12 protein-coding genes and 2 pseudogenes are annotated in these 13,443 nt (G+C 58.8%); 8 read left to right on the top strand and 6 right to left on the bottom strand.

The window, feature by feature from the left end; all coding sequences use genetic code 11:
- Positions 1-101 precede the first annotated feature (101 nt).
- Positions 102-605: a GNAT family N-acetyltransferase gene (locus KP808_RS11165; RefSeq protein ID WP_122281390.1), complete on the bottom strand. Its 504-nt coding sequence runs from the start codon at positions 603-605 to the stop codon at positions 102-104.
- A 138-nt stretch (positions 606-743) separates the two neighbouring features.
- On the opposite strand from KP808_RS11165, the gene KP808_RS11170 reads away from it, so the two are divergent.
- Entirely contained in the window at positions 744-1,583 is an 840-nt protein-coding gene (locus KP808_RS11170; RefSeq protein WP_230018442.1) for a TauD/TfdA dioxygenase family protein, read from the top strand.
- Positions 1,584-1,675: 92 nt separating this feature from the next.
- Complete coding sequence (locus tag KP808_RS11175) at positions 1,676-1,912, top strand: hypothetical protein (protein WP_054077285.1); 237 nt, start codon at positions 1,676-1,678, stop codon at positions 1,910-1,912.
- 66 nt (positions 1,913-1,978) lie between these two features.
- Here the strand turns inward: KP808_RS11175 and KP808_RS11180 are convergent, their stop codons facing one another.
- Positions 1,979-2,518, bottom strand: coding sequence for a BRO-N domain-containing protein (locus KP808_RS11180; RefSeq protein WP_230018443.1), 540 nt, complete (start codon positions 2,516-2,518; stop codon positions 1,979-1,981).
- A gap of 392 nt (positions 2,519-2,910) precedes the next feature.
- Positions 2,911-3,414: a GAF domain-containing protein gene (locus KP808_RS11185; protein WP_057402324.1), complete on the bottom strand. Its 504-nt coding sequence runs from the start codon at positions 3,412-3,414 to the stop codon at positions 2,911-2,913.
- A gap of 231 nt (positions 3,415-3,645) precedes the next feature.
- Here KP808_RS11185 and KP808_RS26135 point away from each other — a divergent pair.
- Together KP808_RS26135 and KP808_RS26140 are read left to right on the top strand one after the other, a co-directional pair.
- Positions 3,646-4,635, top strand: a pseudogene (locus KP808_RS26135) (methyl-accepting chemotaxis protein); the annotation flags it as partial.
- A 303-nt stretch (positions 4,636-4,938) separates the two neighbouring features.
- Positions 4,939-5,538, top strand: a pseudogene (locus KP808_RS26140) (methyl-accepting chemotaxis protein); the annotation flags it as partial.
- 80 nt (positions 5,539-5,618) lie between these two features.
- Here the strand turns inward: KP808_RS26140 and KP808_RS11195 are convergent.
- Positions 5,619-6,524 carry a LysR substrate-binding domain-containing protein gene (locus KP808_RS11195; RefSeq protein ID WP_058401396.1) on the bottom strand — a complete coding sequence of 302 codons (906 nt, stop codon included), beginning with the start codon at positions 6,522-6,524 and terminating at the stop codon, positions 5,619-5,621.
- Positions 6,525-6,627: 103 nt separating this feature from the next.
- On the opposite strand from KP808_RS11195, the gene KP808_RS11200 reads away from it, so the two are divergent.
- Both KP808_RS11200 and KP808_RS11205 read left to right on the top strand, forming a co-directional pair.
- Positions 6,628-7,830, top strand: coding sequence for an aspartate aminotransferase family protein (locus KP808_RS11200; protein ID WP_230018445.1), 1,203 nt, complete (start codon positions 6,628-6,630; stop codon positions 7,828-7,830).
- 124 nt (positions 7,831-7,954) lie between these two features.
- On the top strand, positions 7,955-8,500 hold the full coding sequence (locus KP808_RS11205; RefSeq protein WP_057402320.1) for a DUF4174 domain-containing protein: 546 nt from the start codon (positions 7,955-7,957) through the stop codon (positions 8,498-8,500).
- Between the two features lie 53 nt (positions 8,501-8,553).
- Here KP808_RS11205 and KP808_RS11210 read toward each other — a convergent pair whose 3' ends face one another.
- Positions 8,554-8,994, bottom strand: a complete 441-nt coding sequence (locus KP808_RS11210) for a CBS domain-containing protein (RefSeq protein WP_058401398.1) — start codon at positions 8,992-8,994, stop codon at positions 8,554-8,556.
- 222 nt (positions 8,995-9,216) lie between these two features.
- Between KP808_RS11210 and KP808_RS11215 the strand changes: the two genes are divergently transcribed.
- The gene (locus KP808_RS11215; RefSeq protein ID WP_219171472.1) at positions 9,217-11,580 is read left to right on the top strand and encodes a DNA polymerase II; all 2,364 of its coding nucleotides are present in this window, start codon (positions 9,217-9,219) and stop codon (positions 11,578-11,580) included.
- Here the strand turns inward: KP808_RS11215 and KP808_RS11220 are convergent.
- A complete protein-coding gene (locus KP808_RS11220) occupies positions 11,577-12,422 on the bottom strand; it encodes an NAD-dependent protein deacetylase (RefSeq protein WP_122281385.1) in 846 nt (281 codons plus the stop codon). The two genes, KP808_RS11215 and KP808_RS11220, sit on opposite strands and share 4 nt — an antisense overlap.
- A 165-nt stretch (positions 12,423-12,587) precedes the next feature.
- Between KP808_RS11220 and KP808_RS11225 the strand changes: the two genes are divergently transcribed.
- The gene (locus KP808_RS11225) at positions 12,588-13,430 is read left to right on the top strand and encodes a PhzF family phenazine biosynthesis protein (RefSeq protein ID WP_058401401.1); all 843 of its coding nucleotides are present in this window, start codon (positions 12,588-12,590) and stop codon (positions 13,428-13,430) included.
- Positions 13,431-13,443: the final 13 nt, after the last annotated feature.

The following is a 13,443-nucleotide window of genomic DNA, read 5'->3' on the forward strand; positions in this document are numbered from 1 at the left end:
GGAGCCGTGAGGGTGATGTCGGTTGCTTTGAGAAAATTGATTCATGGCTGATCCTTGCATGCTTTCAGCTATCGCTCAATCAGTAGCTTCAGGGGCACCGCTCACCTCAGCCGCGCCATGCTCAAGGCATCGACGAATACGCCATCGCGCACGGCGTAGTTGCGCAGGCGTCCTTCCTGTTCAAAACCGTACTTGCGATAAAGGCCTTGTGCTGCCTCATTGTCGGCAAACACGGTCAGTTCTACCCGGTGCAGGTTCATCCAGTTGTCTGCGATGTCCAGCGCCGCCGCCAGCAGTTTCGAGCCGATGCCCTTGCCTTGCCAGGCAGACGCTACGCCCATGCCTATAGCGCCGACATGGCTTTGTCGGCTGCGCGAGTATTGTTCCAGGCCAAGGCTGCCGATCACTTCGCCGCCACTGAGCGCGACCAGCTTCACATGTCGCTCTGTGCTGGCTGCCAGGCGTTTGCGCCACACTTCGATGGATTGATAAGGCATTTGCAGCACCTGACGACAGACTGCAGGCTCGCTGTAGAGCGCAGTGACGCCTTCAAGGTGGGTTTCGGCCATGCGCTGAATGAGGATTTGCGGAGCAGGGGCGTGCACGTTGATTCATTCCTTGAACGGTCAGTGGCTGGCCAGTGTAAGGCGCAGGCAAGGTGTGCGGCCAGTCTGCTCAATAAGATGTTGCGCAGATTTTTCCATAAGTGTACCGTTGTGTTCACTTATGAAGAGGGTCGCATCATGTTAGCCACTTCGGTCGTTCAGCTGTCCCAGGAGCCCATCAAGCCAGGTATTGGCACGCGTATTTTCAACAGCAAGCAGGAGCTGCTGTCGGGTCGATTCGCCGGGGAAATCCGGGAACTGCTGGAGCAGCGAGGTGTGTTGGTGTTTCCGCAGATTGATTTTTCCGATGCAGAGCAGATCGCTTTCACCCGCACGCTGGGCACTTTCTGTCCGGAAGCCAGTGATGGCCAGAACATCACCAAGATCAGCCTTGATGTCAAAGAGAACCCGGCAGGCGCTGAGTTTCTCAAGGGCTCGCTCTACTGGCATATCGACGGTACGAGCAGCAATGTGCCCATCCTGGCATCGTTGCTGTCTTGCAAGGTGCCCGCCAGTTGGGGAGGCAACACCGGTTTCTGTAATACCTATGCGGCTTACGAAGCGTTATCGAGCGCTGATAAACAACGTTACGAAAGCTTACGAGTAATTCACGCGCCATGGGCATCGTTACTCTATTACAATCCCGAGCCTGGCCTTGCGATGCTCAAGGCCATGCAGGCTATCGGCGAGAAGGAGTTGCCGCTGGTCTGGAGGCACCGGTCCGGTCGCAAGTCGCTGATTCTGGGATGCACTGCGCAGCAGGTCGTTGGCGTCAGCCTGGCGCAAAGCGCGCAGATTCTGGTTGGCCTTCGCGAGTGGGCCACAGCCGAGGCGTTCAGTTATAGCCATGCGTGGCAGACGGGTGATCTGGTGATATGGGACAACACCGGCACCATGCACCGTGCGGAAGCTTACGACCCCGCGTGCGGGCGAATGATGCACCGCACCAAGTTGCAGGGCGAAGAGCCTTTCGAGTGATCTGCCGGGCGCGACACACGGGTGACGCCGTGGCTGTTATATCGAGTTGCTCATTGTGAGCTGAATCGTTTTGCCGGATTGGAGAAACGAGAATGTGCAGACCTAAAGAGCCCATTGCGGGCGTATTTCTACTGTTGGTTCTGGCTGCCGGAGGCTGGGTGGCTCAGGAGCCATTTCCTCATTTCGGGATTGATCTGCCTGCCGAGGCGTTATTGGAAGGGGAGCGCCCGGTCAAACCTGTGTCGCCCCGACACCGAACGCAATTTGATGAAAGCCAGTTCAGTAGCGCCATGCTTGAACTCGTGCCCATGTATGCGACCGTAGAGTAATCCTAAGGCTGTGTACGAAAAGTCGGCCAGCGAGGCCACTTTTTGTACAGAGCCTGCTTGAAGCGCTCAGGCCGCCCGTTTGCCCAGCAACTTCAGGCGTTTCAGCCAGCCATCTTTCTTGCCGGTCGTCTGGACCTGAACGATTTCCGGCATGTCGCGCAACTTCACCCAGATATCCCCACGCCATTGCAGCGTACCCAAGGTTGTGCCCTGCCACTGCATTTGGCAGTGAGTGGGGCCGTCGTTATTGATATCAAAAGCGCGGGCGCTCAGTGCGGGCAGCACGTCTTGTGTCAGCCAGCGTCGCAGGGCGCGGTTTTCCGGGATGTAATGGTGAATCAACAGGGCGAATACCGCAGACTCGCTGATCAGCAGGCATTTTTGCCATTCGCCGTGGGTCAACAACCATGCGGTGCGGCGTTGATCGGCGTCGAGCTTGCGGGTGTTGCGCTCGTCCAGACGCTTGCCCATCAGGCGGGCGATATCTTCCAGCGGGAACCAGGCTTCTGCATGCATGACAACAGCGCGCAACATGCGACGGTGGCGCAGGAAGAGGGTGGGTTCGTGGTTTTCGGTGCAGGGAAGAAGGGGGAATGGGAGATCCATTGATTAAACGCTCCATAGCGAACATAGAGCCCCAATCACGTCGCTAAACGAGAAGGTGGCAGCTGTGCGAAGGTTAGCGAACCGGTCTCTAATCTTTCGCACACCGGCAGACCCGAAGGTCTCCGACGCACAGCCGCCATAACGCGATGTTCATGTTGAGCATGAAACGCGATGTCGAGAATAGAGATTCGGATCGCTAAATCCGGCCGCTGATTTTGCAGCGACGGCGCACCTTAAATCCTCGATACAGCCCGCGCAAGCAACTGAAGTCTTCTCGGAAACTTCACACAGGGCGAAGAGATTTTTCAGTCGAGCGGCTTCATCCTTTCCTGCAAAATCAACGCTTCGTCCGCATGAAACGTGTTTTTCACCCGCATCAAGCGGCAGCTACATCAGTCTGTTTCGCTGATGTTGGCGAAGAAAATACAGCCGATCAATCTGGCAAACAGAGTCAGTGTTTCCGCCAGATCGGGGTCGTCAAACAACGTCACGTCGGAGTCGAGCGCACATAGCGCGCCGTACAACTGTCCGTTCGGAAGATGGATAGGCACGCCTGCATAACTCTCGATGGCGTAGCGCTTTACCACCGGCCGGTTCGCGTAGCGGCCGTTTTTGCTGATCTGCGGTACGAACAACGCTTCGGGGTTGACGCAAAACTCACTGCACAGCGTGGTCTCCAGTTTGAACACGTCCCCATCGTCGATGCCCAGGTCAGTCGGGTCGTATACAGAACAGGCGATCCAGTCCGCGTCGGTGAACTTTGCGATACTTGCAAAGCGCATGCCTGTCAGTCGGGTGACCAGCCTTAAAATGTTGGTCGTTGCCTCTATTTCGGCAATCGCAGAACGTTCCTCTGTGGTCAGGCCGTCTCGAGAAGCTGTCAACTCCAGACTCATGCAATTCTCCGAAATACTCGATGTGTAGGTACAGCGGCCCATGCTAACCGACTCGCATGAAAGGCCACAGGAGTTATTCGAAGCGTCGCGGTTTATTTTCGAACATGAATATTGACGTCAACTTTAAAGTTTGAGGCTGCCCTGCCGACAACTGTGGGTTGTATCAACGGCAAGGACGAGCCTCTTATAACCCTCACGATGACCAGACAAGAGCAATTTAGGGTGAACGCTATGCTGAATAATATTTCTGTCAGGTCCAAGCTTGTGCTCGGGTTTGCTTTGGTCATTGTGCTGACCGTGCTGATTGCACTCACAGGCTGGTCGGGGATCAGTTCGCTGAGCGAACGAAGCGAGAGGATTGCCGATATCGGCAAGCTGAGCACGCTGACCCGTGATGTCCGTATAGCCCGCCTGGCTTATACGCTCAACTACGATGCCGAGCGCGCCAGCAACTGGCTGAAAGCTATCGATAGTCTCGAAAACCATGTGAAATATGCGCAGAAGGTTTTCGACTCGCCGCTCAACACCCCTCTGGTAAATGCTTCTGCTGAAGGGATGAAGGATTATCGTGTCCACTACGACAATCTGATGCAGGCCACTGCCGCCCGCGAGGCGACCCGTTCAGTGTTTGGCCAGTACGCTGATGCAGCCGCTGATGATTTGCAAAAGCTGAACGCCATTGCCCGATCCGATGACGGCAGCGCCTCACAGCGCGACGACATCATTCAGGCGATGACGTTGTTTCAGAAAATGCGCTTCGACTTGCGTGGTTACACCTATTCCCTGAAAACCGAGAACCGGGCACCGGCGGAAGCGTCGATGAACGCGGTGATTAATTTTGTTAAAAATCTGAAAGGCTTCGACGGCCAGGCAGCGACGATCAAGCACCTTGTGGACGCGCTGCTCGGCTATCAGAACACGTTGACTCAGTTCACTGCGGCGCAGGAGAAGATCGATCAGGCACAGGCGGGGATCACTAAAACTATCGCCATTCTGTTTGATTCCGCCGACAAGCTTTCGGCCAATCAGGTCAACCTGAGAATAGAAGACGTGGGCGAGGCCAAGACCCTTCTGTCCGTCTGGCTGATTGCAGCATTGATCATGAGCGCCTTGGCGGCCTGGGTGATCACTCGCCTGATCGTCGGCCCGTTGCTGGACACACTGAAGCTGGCCGAGCGTGTAGCGGATGGCGATTTGACGTACAACCAGCCGGTCACGCGCAAGGATGAACTGGGCTTGTTGCAAGGCAGCATGCTGCGCATGACCAGCAACCTGCGTGAGCTGATTGGCGGCCTGCGCGATGGCGTGACACAAATCGCCAGCGCTGCCGAACAGCTTTCGGCCGTCACAGAGCAAACCAGTGCCGGGGTGAATAGCCAGAAGAGCGAAACGGATCAGGTTGCCACTGCAATGCACGAAATGTCTGCGACTGTTCAGGAGGTCGCGCGCAACGCAGAGCAGGCTTCCCATGCGGCGGTTAATGCTTCGAAGGAAGCCCGTGATGGCGAAGGTGTGGTTTCCAAGGCGGTTGCCCAGATCGAGAAACTCGCGACTGAAGTCAAACACTCCAAATCTGCAATGGACGAGCTCAAGAGCGAAAGCAACAAGATTGGCGGCGTGCTGGACGTGATCAAGGCGGTTGCCGAGCAGACCAATCTGTTGGCGCTCAATGCGGCCATTGAAGCGGCGCGTGCAGGTGAAGCCGGACGAGGCTTTGCGGTGGTGGCTGACGAAGTCAGAAGCCTGGCCCAGCGCACGCAGACATCGACGGAGGAAATCGCCGCGTTGATCAGTGGCCTGCACAGCCGTACATCGCAGGTGGCTACGATCCTCGACAACAGCCAGGCCCTGACTGAAAACAGTGTCGAGCTGACACGCAATGCTGGCGTTTCCATCAACAACATGACCCAGGCGATCTCGACCATCGAGACGATGAATCACCAGATTGCCGCTGCCGCCGAAGAGCAGAGTGCGGTTGCCGAAGAGATCAACCGCAGCGTTCTGAACGTGCGCGACATTTCCGAGCAAACGGCGTCCGCCAGTGAAGAGACCGCGGCATCCAGCGTCGAGCTGGCTCGCCTGGGTGTGCATCTGCAGAGCATGGTCAGCCGCTTCAAGGTCTGACTGTCAGCCCCGACAAACTCCGGTGCGGTCGGCAATGCCACGCACCGGAATCGGTTCGATGATAGTTGGGCGGTAAGCGCTTACCGCCCCCAGAGCCCGATCGCGTACTCCACAAAACTTCTCACTTTAGGCAGCCGATAACGATCCTGCACATACAGCAGGTTCATCGGTCGTCTGGGCAAGTGATAGCCTGGCAGCAGTGCAACCAGCCGGCCTTCCTGCAAGTCTCGCTGAACCAGCGCATCCGGTAGCATCACTACACCCATTCCAGCACATGCAGCCTGATAAAGACCGGCAGAAGTGTTGGCAACCATCGAGCCGCCCACATCCACCAGCACTTCGCCTTCGGGGCCGGTCATACGCCATTGGGTGCCAGCCGTGCGCCACTCGTCTCCTGCCGGGTAGGAGAACGCCAGGCAATTGTGCGCACCAAGGTCCTCGGGGTGCGCAGGCGCTCCATTGCGAGCCAGATAACTCGGCGCAGCGCAGATGGTCAGGGTGTAGTCCTGCATGGGGCGCGCAATCAGTGGCGAGGATTGCGGGATGTTTCCCAAGCGTATGGCGATATCGAAACCATGGTCGATCATGTCCAGACGCTGGTTGGTCAGCACCAGATCAAGTTTGACCTCGGGAAAGCGCAGCGAGAACCCGGCAAGGGCCGGGGCCAGCACTTCCGAACCGAACGTCAGCGGCGCGGTGATGCGCAACGTGCCGCTGGGATCGCCCTGGGCCTGCTCGGCCAATTGCTCGGACTCGGCCACCAGCCCCAGTACTTCCAGGCAACGCTCGTAATATGCGGTGCCGAATTCCGTCAAGCGCTGACGGCGGGTGGTGCGCTGCAACAGGCTGACGCCAAGGCGCTGTTCCAGTGCGCGCAGGTGGTTGCCAACCATCGTGGTAGAAATCGAACACGCCTGCGCTGCCGCCGTCAGGCTGCCTGCTTCGACCACCTTTACGTACACACGCATCGCCTGAAACAAATCCATTATCAAGCCCTGCTTTAAAATGATTGAAGTATTTGGCTATTTATCCATAAGGAGTGGTTAACGATACTGCAAAAACCGATACATACCCAAGGAGCTTCACGTCATGACCACTGCCTGCCTGATGAGCACTTACCAACCTCTGGCCCTGAGTTTCACCCGTGGCCTGGGTACGCGCCTGTGGGACCAGAGCGGGCGCCAATACCTGGATGCTGTGGCGGGCGTGGCAGTGACCAATGTCGGCCACTCGCATCCGCTGCTGGTTGAGGCCATTCGGGATCAGGCGGGCTTGCTGTTGCACACTTCCAATCTTTACAGCATTGACTGGCAGCAGCGTCTGGCGCAGAAACTGACCGGTTTGTCGGGGCTGGATCGGGTGTTTTTCAACAATTCCGGTGCCGAGGCCAACGAGACTGCGCTGAAGCTGGCGCGCCTGCACGGCTGGCACAAGTACATCGAGCGGCCTTTGGTGGTGGTTATGGAGAACGCCTTTCACGGCCGCACGCTGGGCACACTGTCGGCCAGTGACGGACCGGCTGTGCGCCTGGGCTTCAGCACCTTGCCGGGGGATTACGTCAAAGTACCCTTTGGCGATCTGGCAGCGTTTGACAAGGTCTGCGTGACTCACGGGCACCGCATCGCCGCCGTACTGGTGGAGCCGATTCAAGGCGAAGGCGGCGCACAGGTCGCGCCAGCCGGGTATCTCAAGGCGCTGAGGGAGCGCTGCACGCGGCGTGACTGGCTGTTGATGCTCGACGAAATCCAGACCGGCATGGGGCGGACCGGAAAGTGGTTTGCCTTTCAGCACGAAGGCATCGTGCCGGACGTCATGACCCTGGCCAAGGGTTTGGGCAACGGTGTGCCGATAGGAGCCTGTCTGGCAAGGGGCAGGGCGGCGCAATTGTTCACCCCCGGCAGCCACGGCAGCACCTTCGGTGGTAATCCGCTGGCCTGTCGGGTCGGCTGCACGGTAATCGACATCATCGAACAGCAGGCCTTGGTGGAGAACGCTGCCCTGCAAGGCAGCCGCTTGCTGGAGCGGCTGCGCAACGTGCTTGGCGCTCACCCGCAGGTGCTGGAGATTCGTGGCCTCGGGCTGATGATCGGTATCGAATTGCGGCAGGCCATACCTGAGTTGACCCGGATCGCGGCGGAGGAATACGGCCTGTTGATCAACGTCACGCGCGGTAAGGTCATCCGTCTTCTGCCGCCATTGGTGCTGAACGCTGCCGAGGTGAAACAGATCGTTCAAGGCCTGCTGGCAAGCCTCGACAGCGCCCTTTTCAAATCGCTTGAGCGCTCTGCCTGAAGCAACGGATTAAGGAAAAGGACTACATCGGGCTGTACCGGGATGACCCATATGCGGTAGAACAGTCCAGCATCGCGTATGTCTGCACGCGATGGCTACCCAATGGATTTGAAAGGAGCCCACCATGTTAATCCGGTCCCTGACCCTCGCCACCCTGCTTGTCGCTGCCGGTACAGCGCTTGCCGCTGACAGCGATGGCCCTTTGGCCCAGGAGCGCGGCAAGTCGCGCCCGCTGATCATCATCGCACCGAGCCCGGCTGATCCGGCGCTGAGCCACCTCAAGGACGCGCTGAAGGAGTCTGCCAATCATAAAGACTTCACAGAGCGCAATATGGTGCTGTTCACGGTGGTGAACACCATCGGCGAGCGTGACGGCAAGAGCATGGACCCCCAGTCGACCATGGCCTTGATTCGTGAATTGAAGCTGGGCGCGGGTGTCGGCACCAAGGTCATTCTGGTGGGCAAGGACGGCGAGAAAAAGATCGATAAGACTATCGGCAAGTCAGAGTCGATAGACCTGAAAGAGATTTTCGCCACCGTTGACCAGATGCCAATGCGCGAGAAAGAGGCCTCCGCGCCGCCACCAGAACCGGAAGCCAAGCCTGCACCGGCGGAAAAACCGGCCAAGCCAGTCAAGGGCGGGGCACCTGGCAAGACGCTGGATGACTGAGTGACCGGCGCAGCGCGCGGTGATCGCGCGCTGCGCCTGGTGTGCCGTTCAGCTCACTCGCCGCGAATGTACTGCTCAAGCTGCTGAATGAGACTGGCCTGTTCGGCAATGGCTTCCTTCACCAGGTCGCCGATCGACAGCAGGCCCAGCAGCTGGCCGTCTTCCACGACCGGCAGATGGCGCAGATGGCTGTCGGTCATGATCCCCATGCACGCTTCGACGCTCTGTTGCGAGTCGACGGTAATGACTTTGTTGCTCATGATTTCTCTGACCGGCGTGCCGACCGAGGAACGCCCCTTGAGGATCACCTTGCGTGCATAGTCGCGTTCACTGACGACGCCGACCACCACGTTGCCCTCGACCACCGGCAGCGCACCGATGTTCTTTTCCGCCATCAGCTTGAGCGCATCCAGCACCATCTGGTCCGGGCCGATGGTATGCACTTGCTGGTTTTGCAGGTCTTTCAATTTCAGTAGTTGGGCGACGGTTTTCATGCTGCTCTCCGTGATCGGGACCTGTAAGACTGTAGTGCATTTTCAGGCGCACTACAGAATCGTGCAGCGCGCAGAGTCGAGCAACAAATAAATAGGGATAAGGGGCATAGACGCAATTAATTGACGGCACCTGAAAATGGCCTGAATTCGACTGCCGACCGCGCGCTTGACCTCACAGCCAAGTAGAATCAACGGTTTCGCCATGCGGTCGAGGTAGCAGCGTTGGATTTACAGCAGGGCTTCATCCTGAGTCGGCACTGGCAAGATACGCCCGCCGGGACCGAGGTCGACTTCTGGTTGGCCACCGATCAGGGGCCTCGCCATATTCGCCTGCCTTGCCAGCCCTCTGTCGCCTTTATTCCTGCCGAGCAGGGCGAGCGTGCGCGTTCGCTGTTGCGTACCGAGCGCGGGGTGCAATTGCGTCCGCTGGAGCTTTGCGATTTTCGCCATCGACCTGTGCTTGGTGTGTATTGCCAGCAGCACCGCCAGTTGATGAACATCGAAAAACTGCTGCGCAGAGGCAATGTCGACGTTTACGAGGCGGACATTCGCCCGCCCGAGCGCTACCTGATGGAGCGCTTCATCACCGCGCCGGTGCAATTCAGCGGTACGCCGAATGCTGAGGGCGTGCTTTGCGACGCGCAGATCAAGCCGGCCCCCGATTACCGTCCCAACCTGAAGCTGGCGTCGCTCGATATCGAAACCACGGCGCGTGGCGAGCTGTATTCGATTGCGCTGGAGGGCTGTGGTCAGCGCCAGGTTTACATGTTGGGGCCACCCAATGGTGGCGACGAGGTGCTGGATTTTCAGCTCGATTATTGCGATACCCGCGCGCAGCTGCTGGAGTGCCTGAATGGCTGGCTGGCGCTGCACGACCCTGACGCAATCATCGGCTGGAACGTTGTGCAGTTCGACCTGCGGGTTCTGCATGAACATGCCCAGCGTCTGCAAGTGCCGTTGCGACTCGGGCGTGGCGGTGAAGCAATGGGCTGGCGCGAGCATGGCAGCCGTAACAATCATTTTTTTGCCGAGGTCAGCGGGCGGCTGATCATCGACGGGATCGAGGCCTTGCGTTCCGCGACCTGGAGCTTTCCGTCGTTCAGTCTCGAGAATGTCGCGCAGACCCTGCTGGGCGAGGGCAAGGCCATTGATACGCCTTACCAGCGCATGGACGAAATCAACCGCATGTTCGCCGAGGACAAGCCTGCGCTGGCGCGTTACAACATCAAGGATTGCGAGCTGGTGACGCGCATCTTCGCCAAGACCCAGTTGCTGACCTTTCTGCTCGAACGCGCCACCGTAACGGGCCTGCCCGCTGACCGCAGCGGTGGTTCGGTGGCCGCGTTCTGCCATCTGTACATTCCGCTGATGCACCGCCAGGGCTTCGTCGCGCCCAATCTGGGCGAACGCATGCCGGAGGCAAGCCCTGGTGGTTTTGTGATGGATTCCCAGCCTGGGCTTTATGAATCGGTGCTGGTGCTGGACTACAAGAGCCTTTATCCGTCGATCATTCGCACCTTTCTCATCGACCCGGTGGGGTTGATCGAAGGCATGCGTCATCCCGAGGACAGCGCGTCGGTGCCAGGCTTTCGCGGCGCGCGCTTTTCCCGCACTCGCCATAGCCTGCCAGCGATAGTGGAACGTGTGTGGCAAGGTCGTGAGGCCGCCAAGCGCGAGCAGAATGCGCCGTTGTCCCAGGCTCTGAAAATCATCATGAATGCCTTCTACGGCGTGCTGGGTTCGAGCGGCTGCCGGTTCTTCGATCCGCGGCTGGCCTCATCAATCACCTTGCGCGGGCATGAAATCATGCTCAAGACCCGCGACCTGATCCAGGCACAGGGCTATACCGTGATTTATGGCGACACCGACTCGACGTTTGTCTGGCTGGGCCGTCCTCATGGGCAGGAAGAAGCGGCAAGTATCGGCAAGACGCTGGTGCAAGAGGTCAACCAGTGGTGGCGCGAGCATCTGCACAATGAATATGGCTTGCACAGTGCGCTGGAGCTGCAATACGAAACACATTTCCGCCGCTTCCTGATGCCAACCGTGCGCGGCGCGGAGGAGGGCAGCAAGAAACGCTACGCCGGACTGGTCACTCGCGCTGACGGTTCCGAGGAGATGGTCTACAAGGGCCTGGAAACCGTGCGCACCGACTGGTCGCCGCTGGCTCAGCAGTTTCAACAGGAGCTGTACCTGCGCATCTTCAAGCGCCAGCCGTATCAGGATTATGTTCGTGACTACGTGCAGCGCACCCTGTCAGGCGAGCTGGATGACCTGTTGATCTACCGCAAGCGCCTGCGTCGCAAGCTCGATGATTATCAGCGCAACGTGCCGCCCCACGTGCGCGCCGCGAGGCTCGCCGATGAATACAACGATCAGCAGGGTCGTCCGCGTCAATACCAGAGCGGCGGCTGGATCAGCTACGTGATGACCACCGCCGGACCGGAACCTCTTGAGATTCGTCACGCGCCGATTGACTACGATCATTACGTTACGCGCCAGTTACAACCACTGGCGGATGCGATCCTGCCGTTTGTCGACGACGATTTCAGCACGTTGATCGGCGGGCAATTAGGCTTGTTCTAACGCGCACCGAGCTGCTCGGCGATCCACGGCAGTACCTGCTCGCATGAGGCGTCGATCTTCATTTCAAGCAATTCGTCTGCGCGGGTCTTGCCGTGGTTGATGGCGAAGACCGGTTTGCCCTGTTCGACCATTGCCTTGCACAGACGGAACGCCGACCAGGCCATCAATGACGTGCCGACCACCAGCAAGCCTTCCGCCTGCTCGACACTCGACGTTGCCTTGGCAGCGGTCTGCGGCGCGACGTTCTCACCAAAGAACACAACGTCCGGCTTGAGTCTGTCGCCGTCGCAATGCGGGCAGCGGGGTACCTTGAAACCGGCCTCGAAAGCCGGGTCCAGCAGGGTGTCGCCATCGGGTGCCTGTTTGGCATCAACGCCGAGTAGATAGGGGTTTTGCTCGAGCATTTGCTCTTGAATATCCGCCCGCTCGCTGCGCTGCTGACAATCCAGGCACAGCACGCGGTGCAGGCTGCCGTGCAGTTCGATGACGTCCTGGCTTCCGGCCTGACTGTGCAGTGCATCGACGTTCTGGGTGATCAGCCCGCTGATGGAATTTTCAACTTGCAACGCAGCCAGTGCCCGATGCGCGGCATTGGCCTGCGCCGCGCGAATACGCGGCCAGCCCAGCATCGCCCGCGCCCAGTAACGTTGGCGCGCAGCGGGGTTGCCGACAAACTCCTGATACATCATCGGCTGTTTGCCACGTCGCACGCCGTCCTTGTCGCGATAGTCCGGAATGCCGGACGCAGTGCTGATGCCTGCGCCGGTGACGACCAGAAAGGACTTGTCGGTCATTGTCTCGCATAGCGTTTCGAGCTGACTGTGGGTTGTAGTGTCCAGCATCTTCAAACCTCGAATGACCCGTATTGTCCGGACCTGTGCCTGCGAGATTAGCAGGCAGGTGCGAGCTGTGAGCGGCCAAGGCGGGCGTTGGTTCAATAGACCGTTGTCCACCCGGGGGCACACGTGGCAACCTTGGTTCTTTAACGCCTTGCCAAGGAAGCTCAAATGCGCTCGTTTCATTTCAAACAACTGGATGTGTTCAGCGATCAGCCTTTGCTCGGTAATCCGCTGGCGGTGGTGCTGGGCGCGGACGGGCTGAGTGATGAACAGATGGCCGCCTTTGCACGCTGGACCAACCTGAGTGAAACCACGTTTCTGCTCAAACCGACAGACCCGCGCGCCGACTATCGTGTTCGTATTTTCACGACCTTTAGAGAGCTTTCGTTTGCAGGTCACCCCACTCTGGGCAGTTGCCATGCCTGGCTCGAAAGCGGTGGTGCAGCGCAGGGTGAGGAAATTATCCAGGAGTGCGGGATCGGTCTGGTGCGCATTCGTCGCGAGGGCCGCGGGCTGGCATTCACTGCGCCGCCTTTGTTGCGTTCGGGCACCGTAGACCCTGAATTGATCGAGCAGATCCGCCTCGGTATGAAGCTGGGGGCGGGCGAGATTCTGGATGCGCGCTGGGTAGATAACGGCCCGGGTTGGGTCGCCTTCCGGCTGGCAGATCGCGCCAGTGTTCTGAGGTTGCAGCCGGATTACACACTATTGAGCGGCCTGAAACTCGGCGTCGTTGCGCCATGGGACCCGGCAGTCGATGGTGATGAGGCGCAGTTTGAAGTGCGCGCTTTTGTACCGGGCGACGGCATGGTGGAAGACCCGGTGACCGGCAGCCTCAATGCCGGAATCGCTCGCTGGTTTCTGGAAGAGGGGCTGGCACCGGACCATTACATCGTCAGCCAGGGTGCCGCGCTCAGCCGCAAGGGACGAGTCTCCATTCAGCGTGTAGGTGAAGATATCTGGGTGGGCGGCTCGACGGTTACCTGTATTGAAGGGCGCGTTTCGCTTTAGGCGCTCATCGTCA

It is taken from the genome of Pseudomonas savastanoi (assembly GCF_020917325.1).
GTDB classification, from domain to species: Bacteria; Pseudomonadota; Gammaproteobacteria; order Pseudomonadales; family Pseudomonadaceae; genus Aquipseudomonas; species Aquipseudomonas amygdali.

Excerpts from the sequence above, each read along its gene's own strand:
- KP808_RS11210 (WP_058401398.1), bottom strand. The coding sequence starts at position 8,994 with ATGAAAACCGTCGCCCAACTACTGAAATTGAAAGACCTGCAAAACCAG.
- KP808_RS11225 (WP_058401401.1), top strand. The coding sequence starts at position 12,588 with ATGCGCTCGTTTCATTTCAAACAACTGGATGTGTTCAGCGATCAGCCT.
- KP808_RS11170 (WP_230018442.1), top strand. The coding sequence starts at position 744 with ATGTTAGCCACTTCGGTCGTTCAGCTGTCCCAGGAGCCCATCAAGCCA.
- KP808_RS11185 (WP_057402324.1), bottom strand. The coding sequence starts at position 3,414 with ATGAGTCTGGAGTTGACAGCTTCTCGAGACGGCCTGACCACAGAGGAA.
- KP808_RS11175 (WP_054077285.1), top strand. The coding sequence starts at position 1,676 with ATGTGCAGACCTAAAGAGCCCATTGCGGGCGTATTTCTACTGTTGGTT.
- KP808_RS11220 (WP_122281385.1), bottom strand. The coding sequence starts at position 12,422 with ATGCTGGACACTACAACCCACAGTCAGCTCGAAACGCTATGCGAGACA.
- KP808_RS11195 (WP_058401396.1), bottom strand. The coding sequence starts at position 6,524 with ATGGATTTGTTTCAGGCGATGCGTGTGTACGTAAAGGTGGTCGAAGCA.
- KP808_RS11180 (WP_230018443.1), bottom strand. The coding sequence starts at position 2,518 with ATGGATCTCCCATTCCCCCTTCTTCCCTGCACCGAAAACCACGAACCC.
- KP808_RS11205 (WP_057402320.1), top strand. The coding sequence starts at position 7,955 with ATGTTAATCCGGTCCCTGACCCTCGCCACCCTGCTTGTCGCTGCCGGT.
- KP808_RS11200 (WP_230018445.1), top strand. The coding sequence starts at position 6,628 with ATGACCACTGCCTGCCTGATGAGCACTTACCAACCTCTGGCCCTGAGT.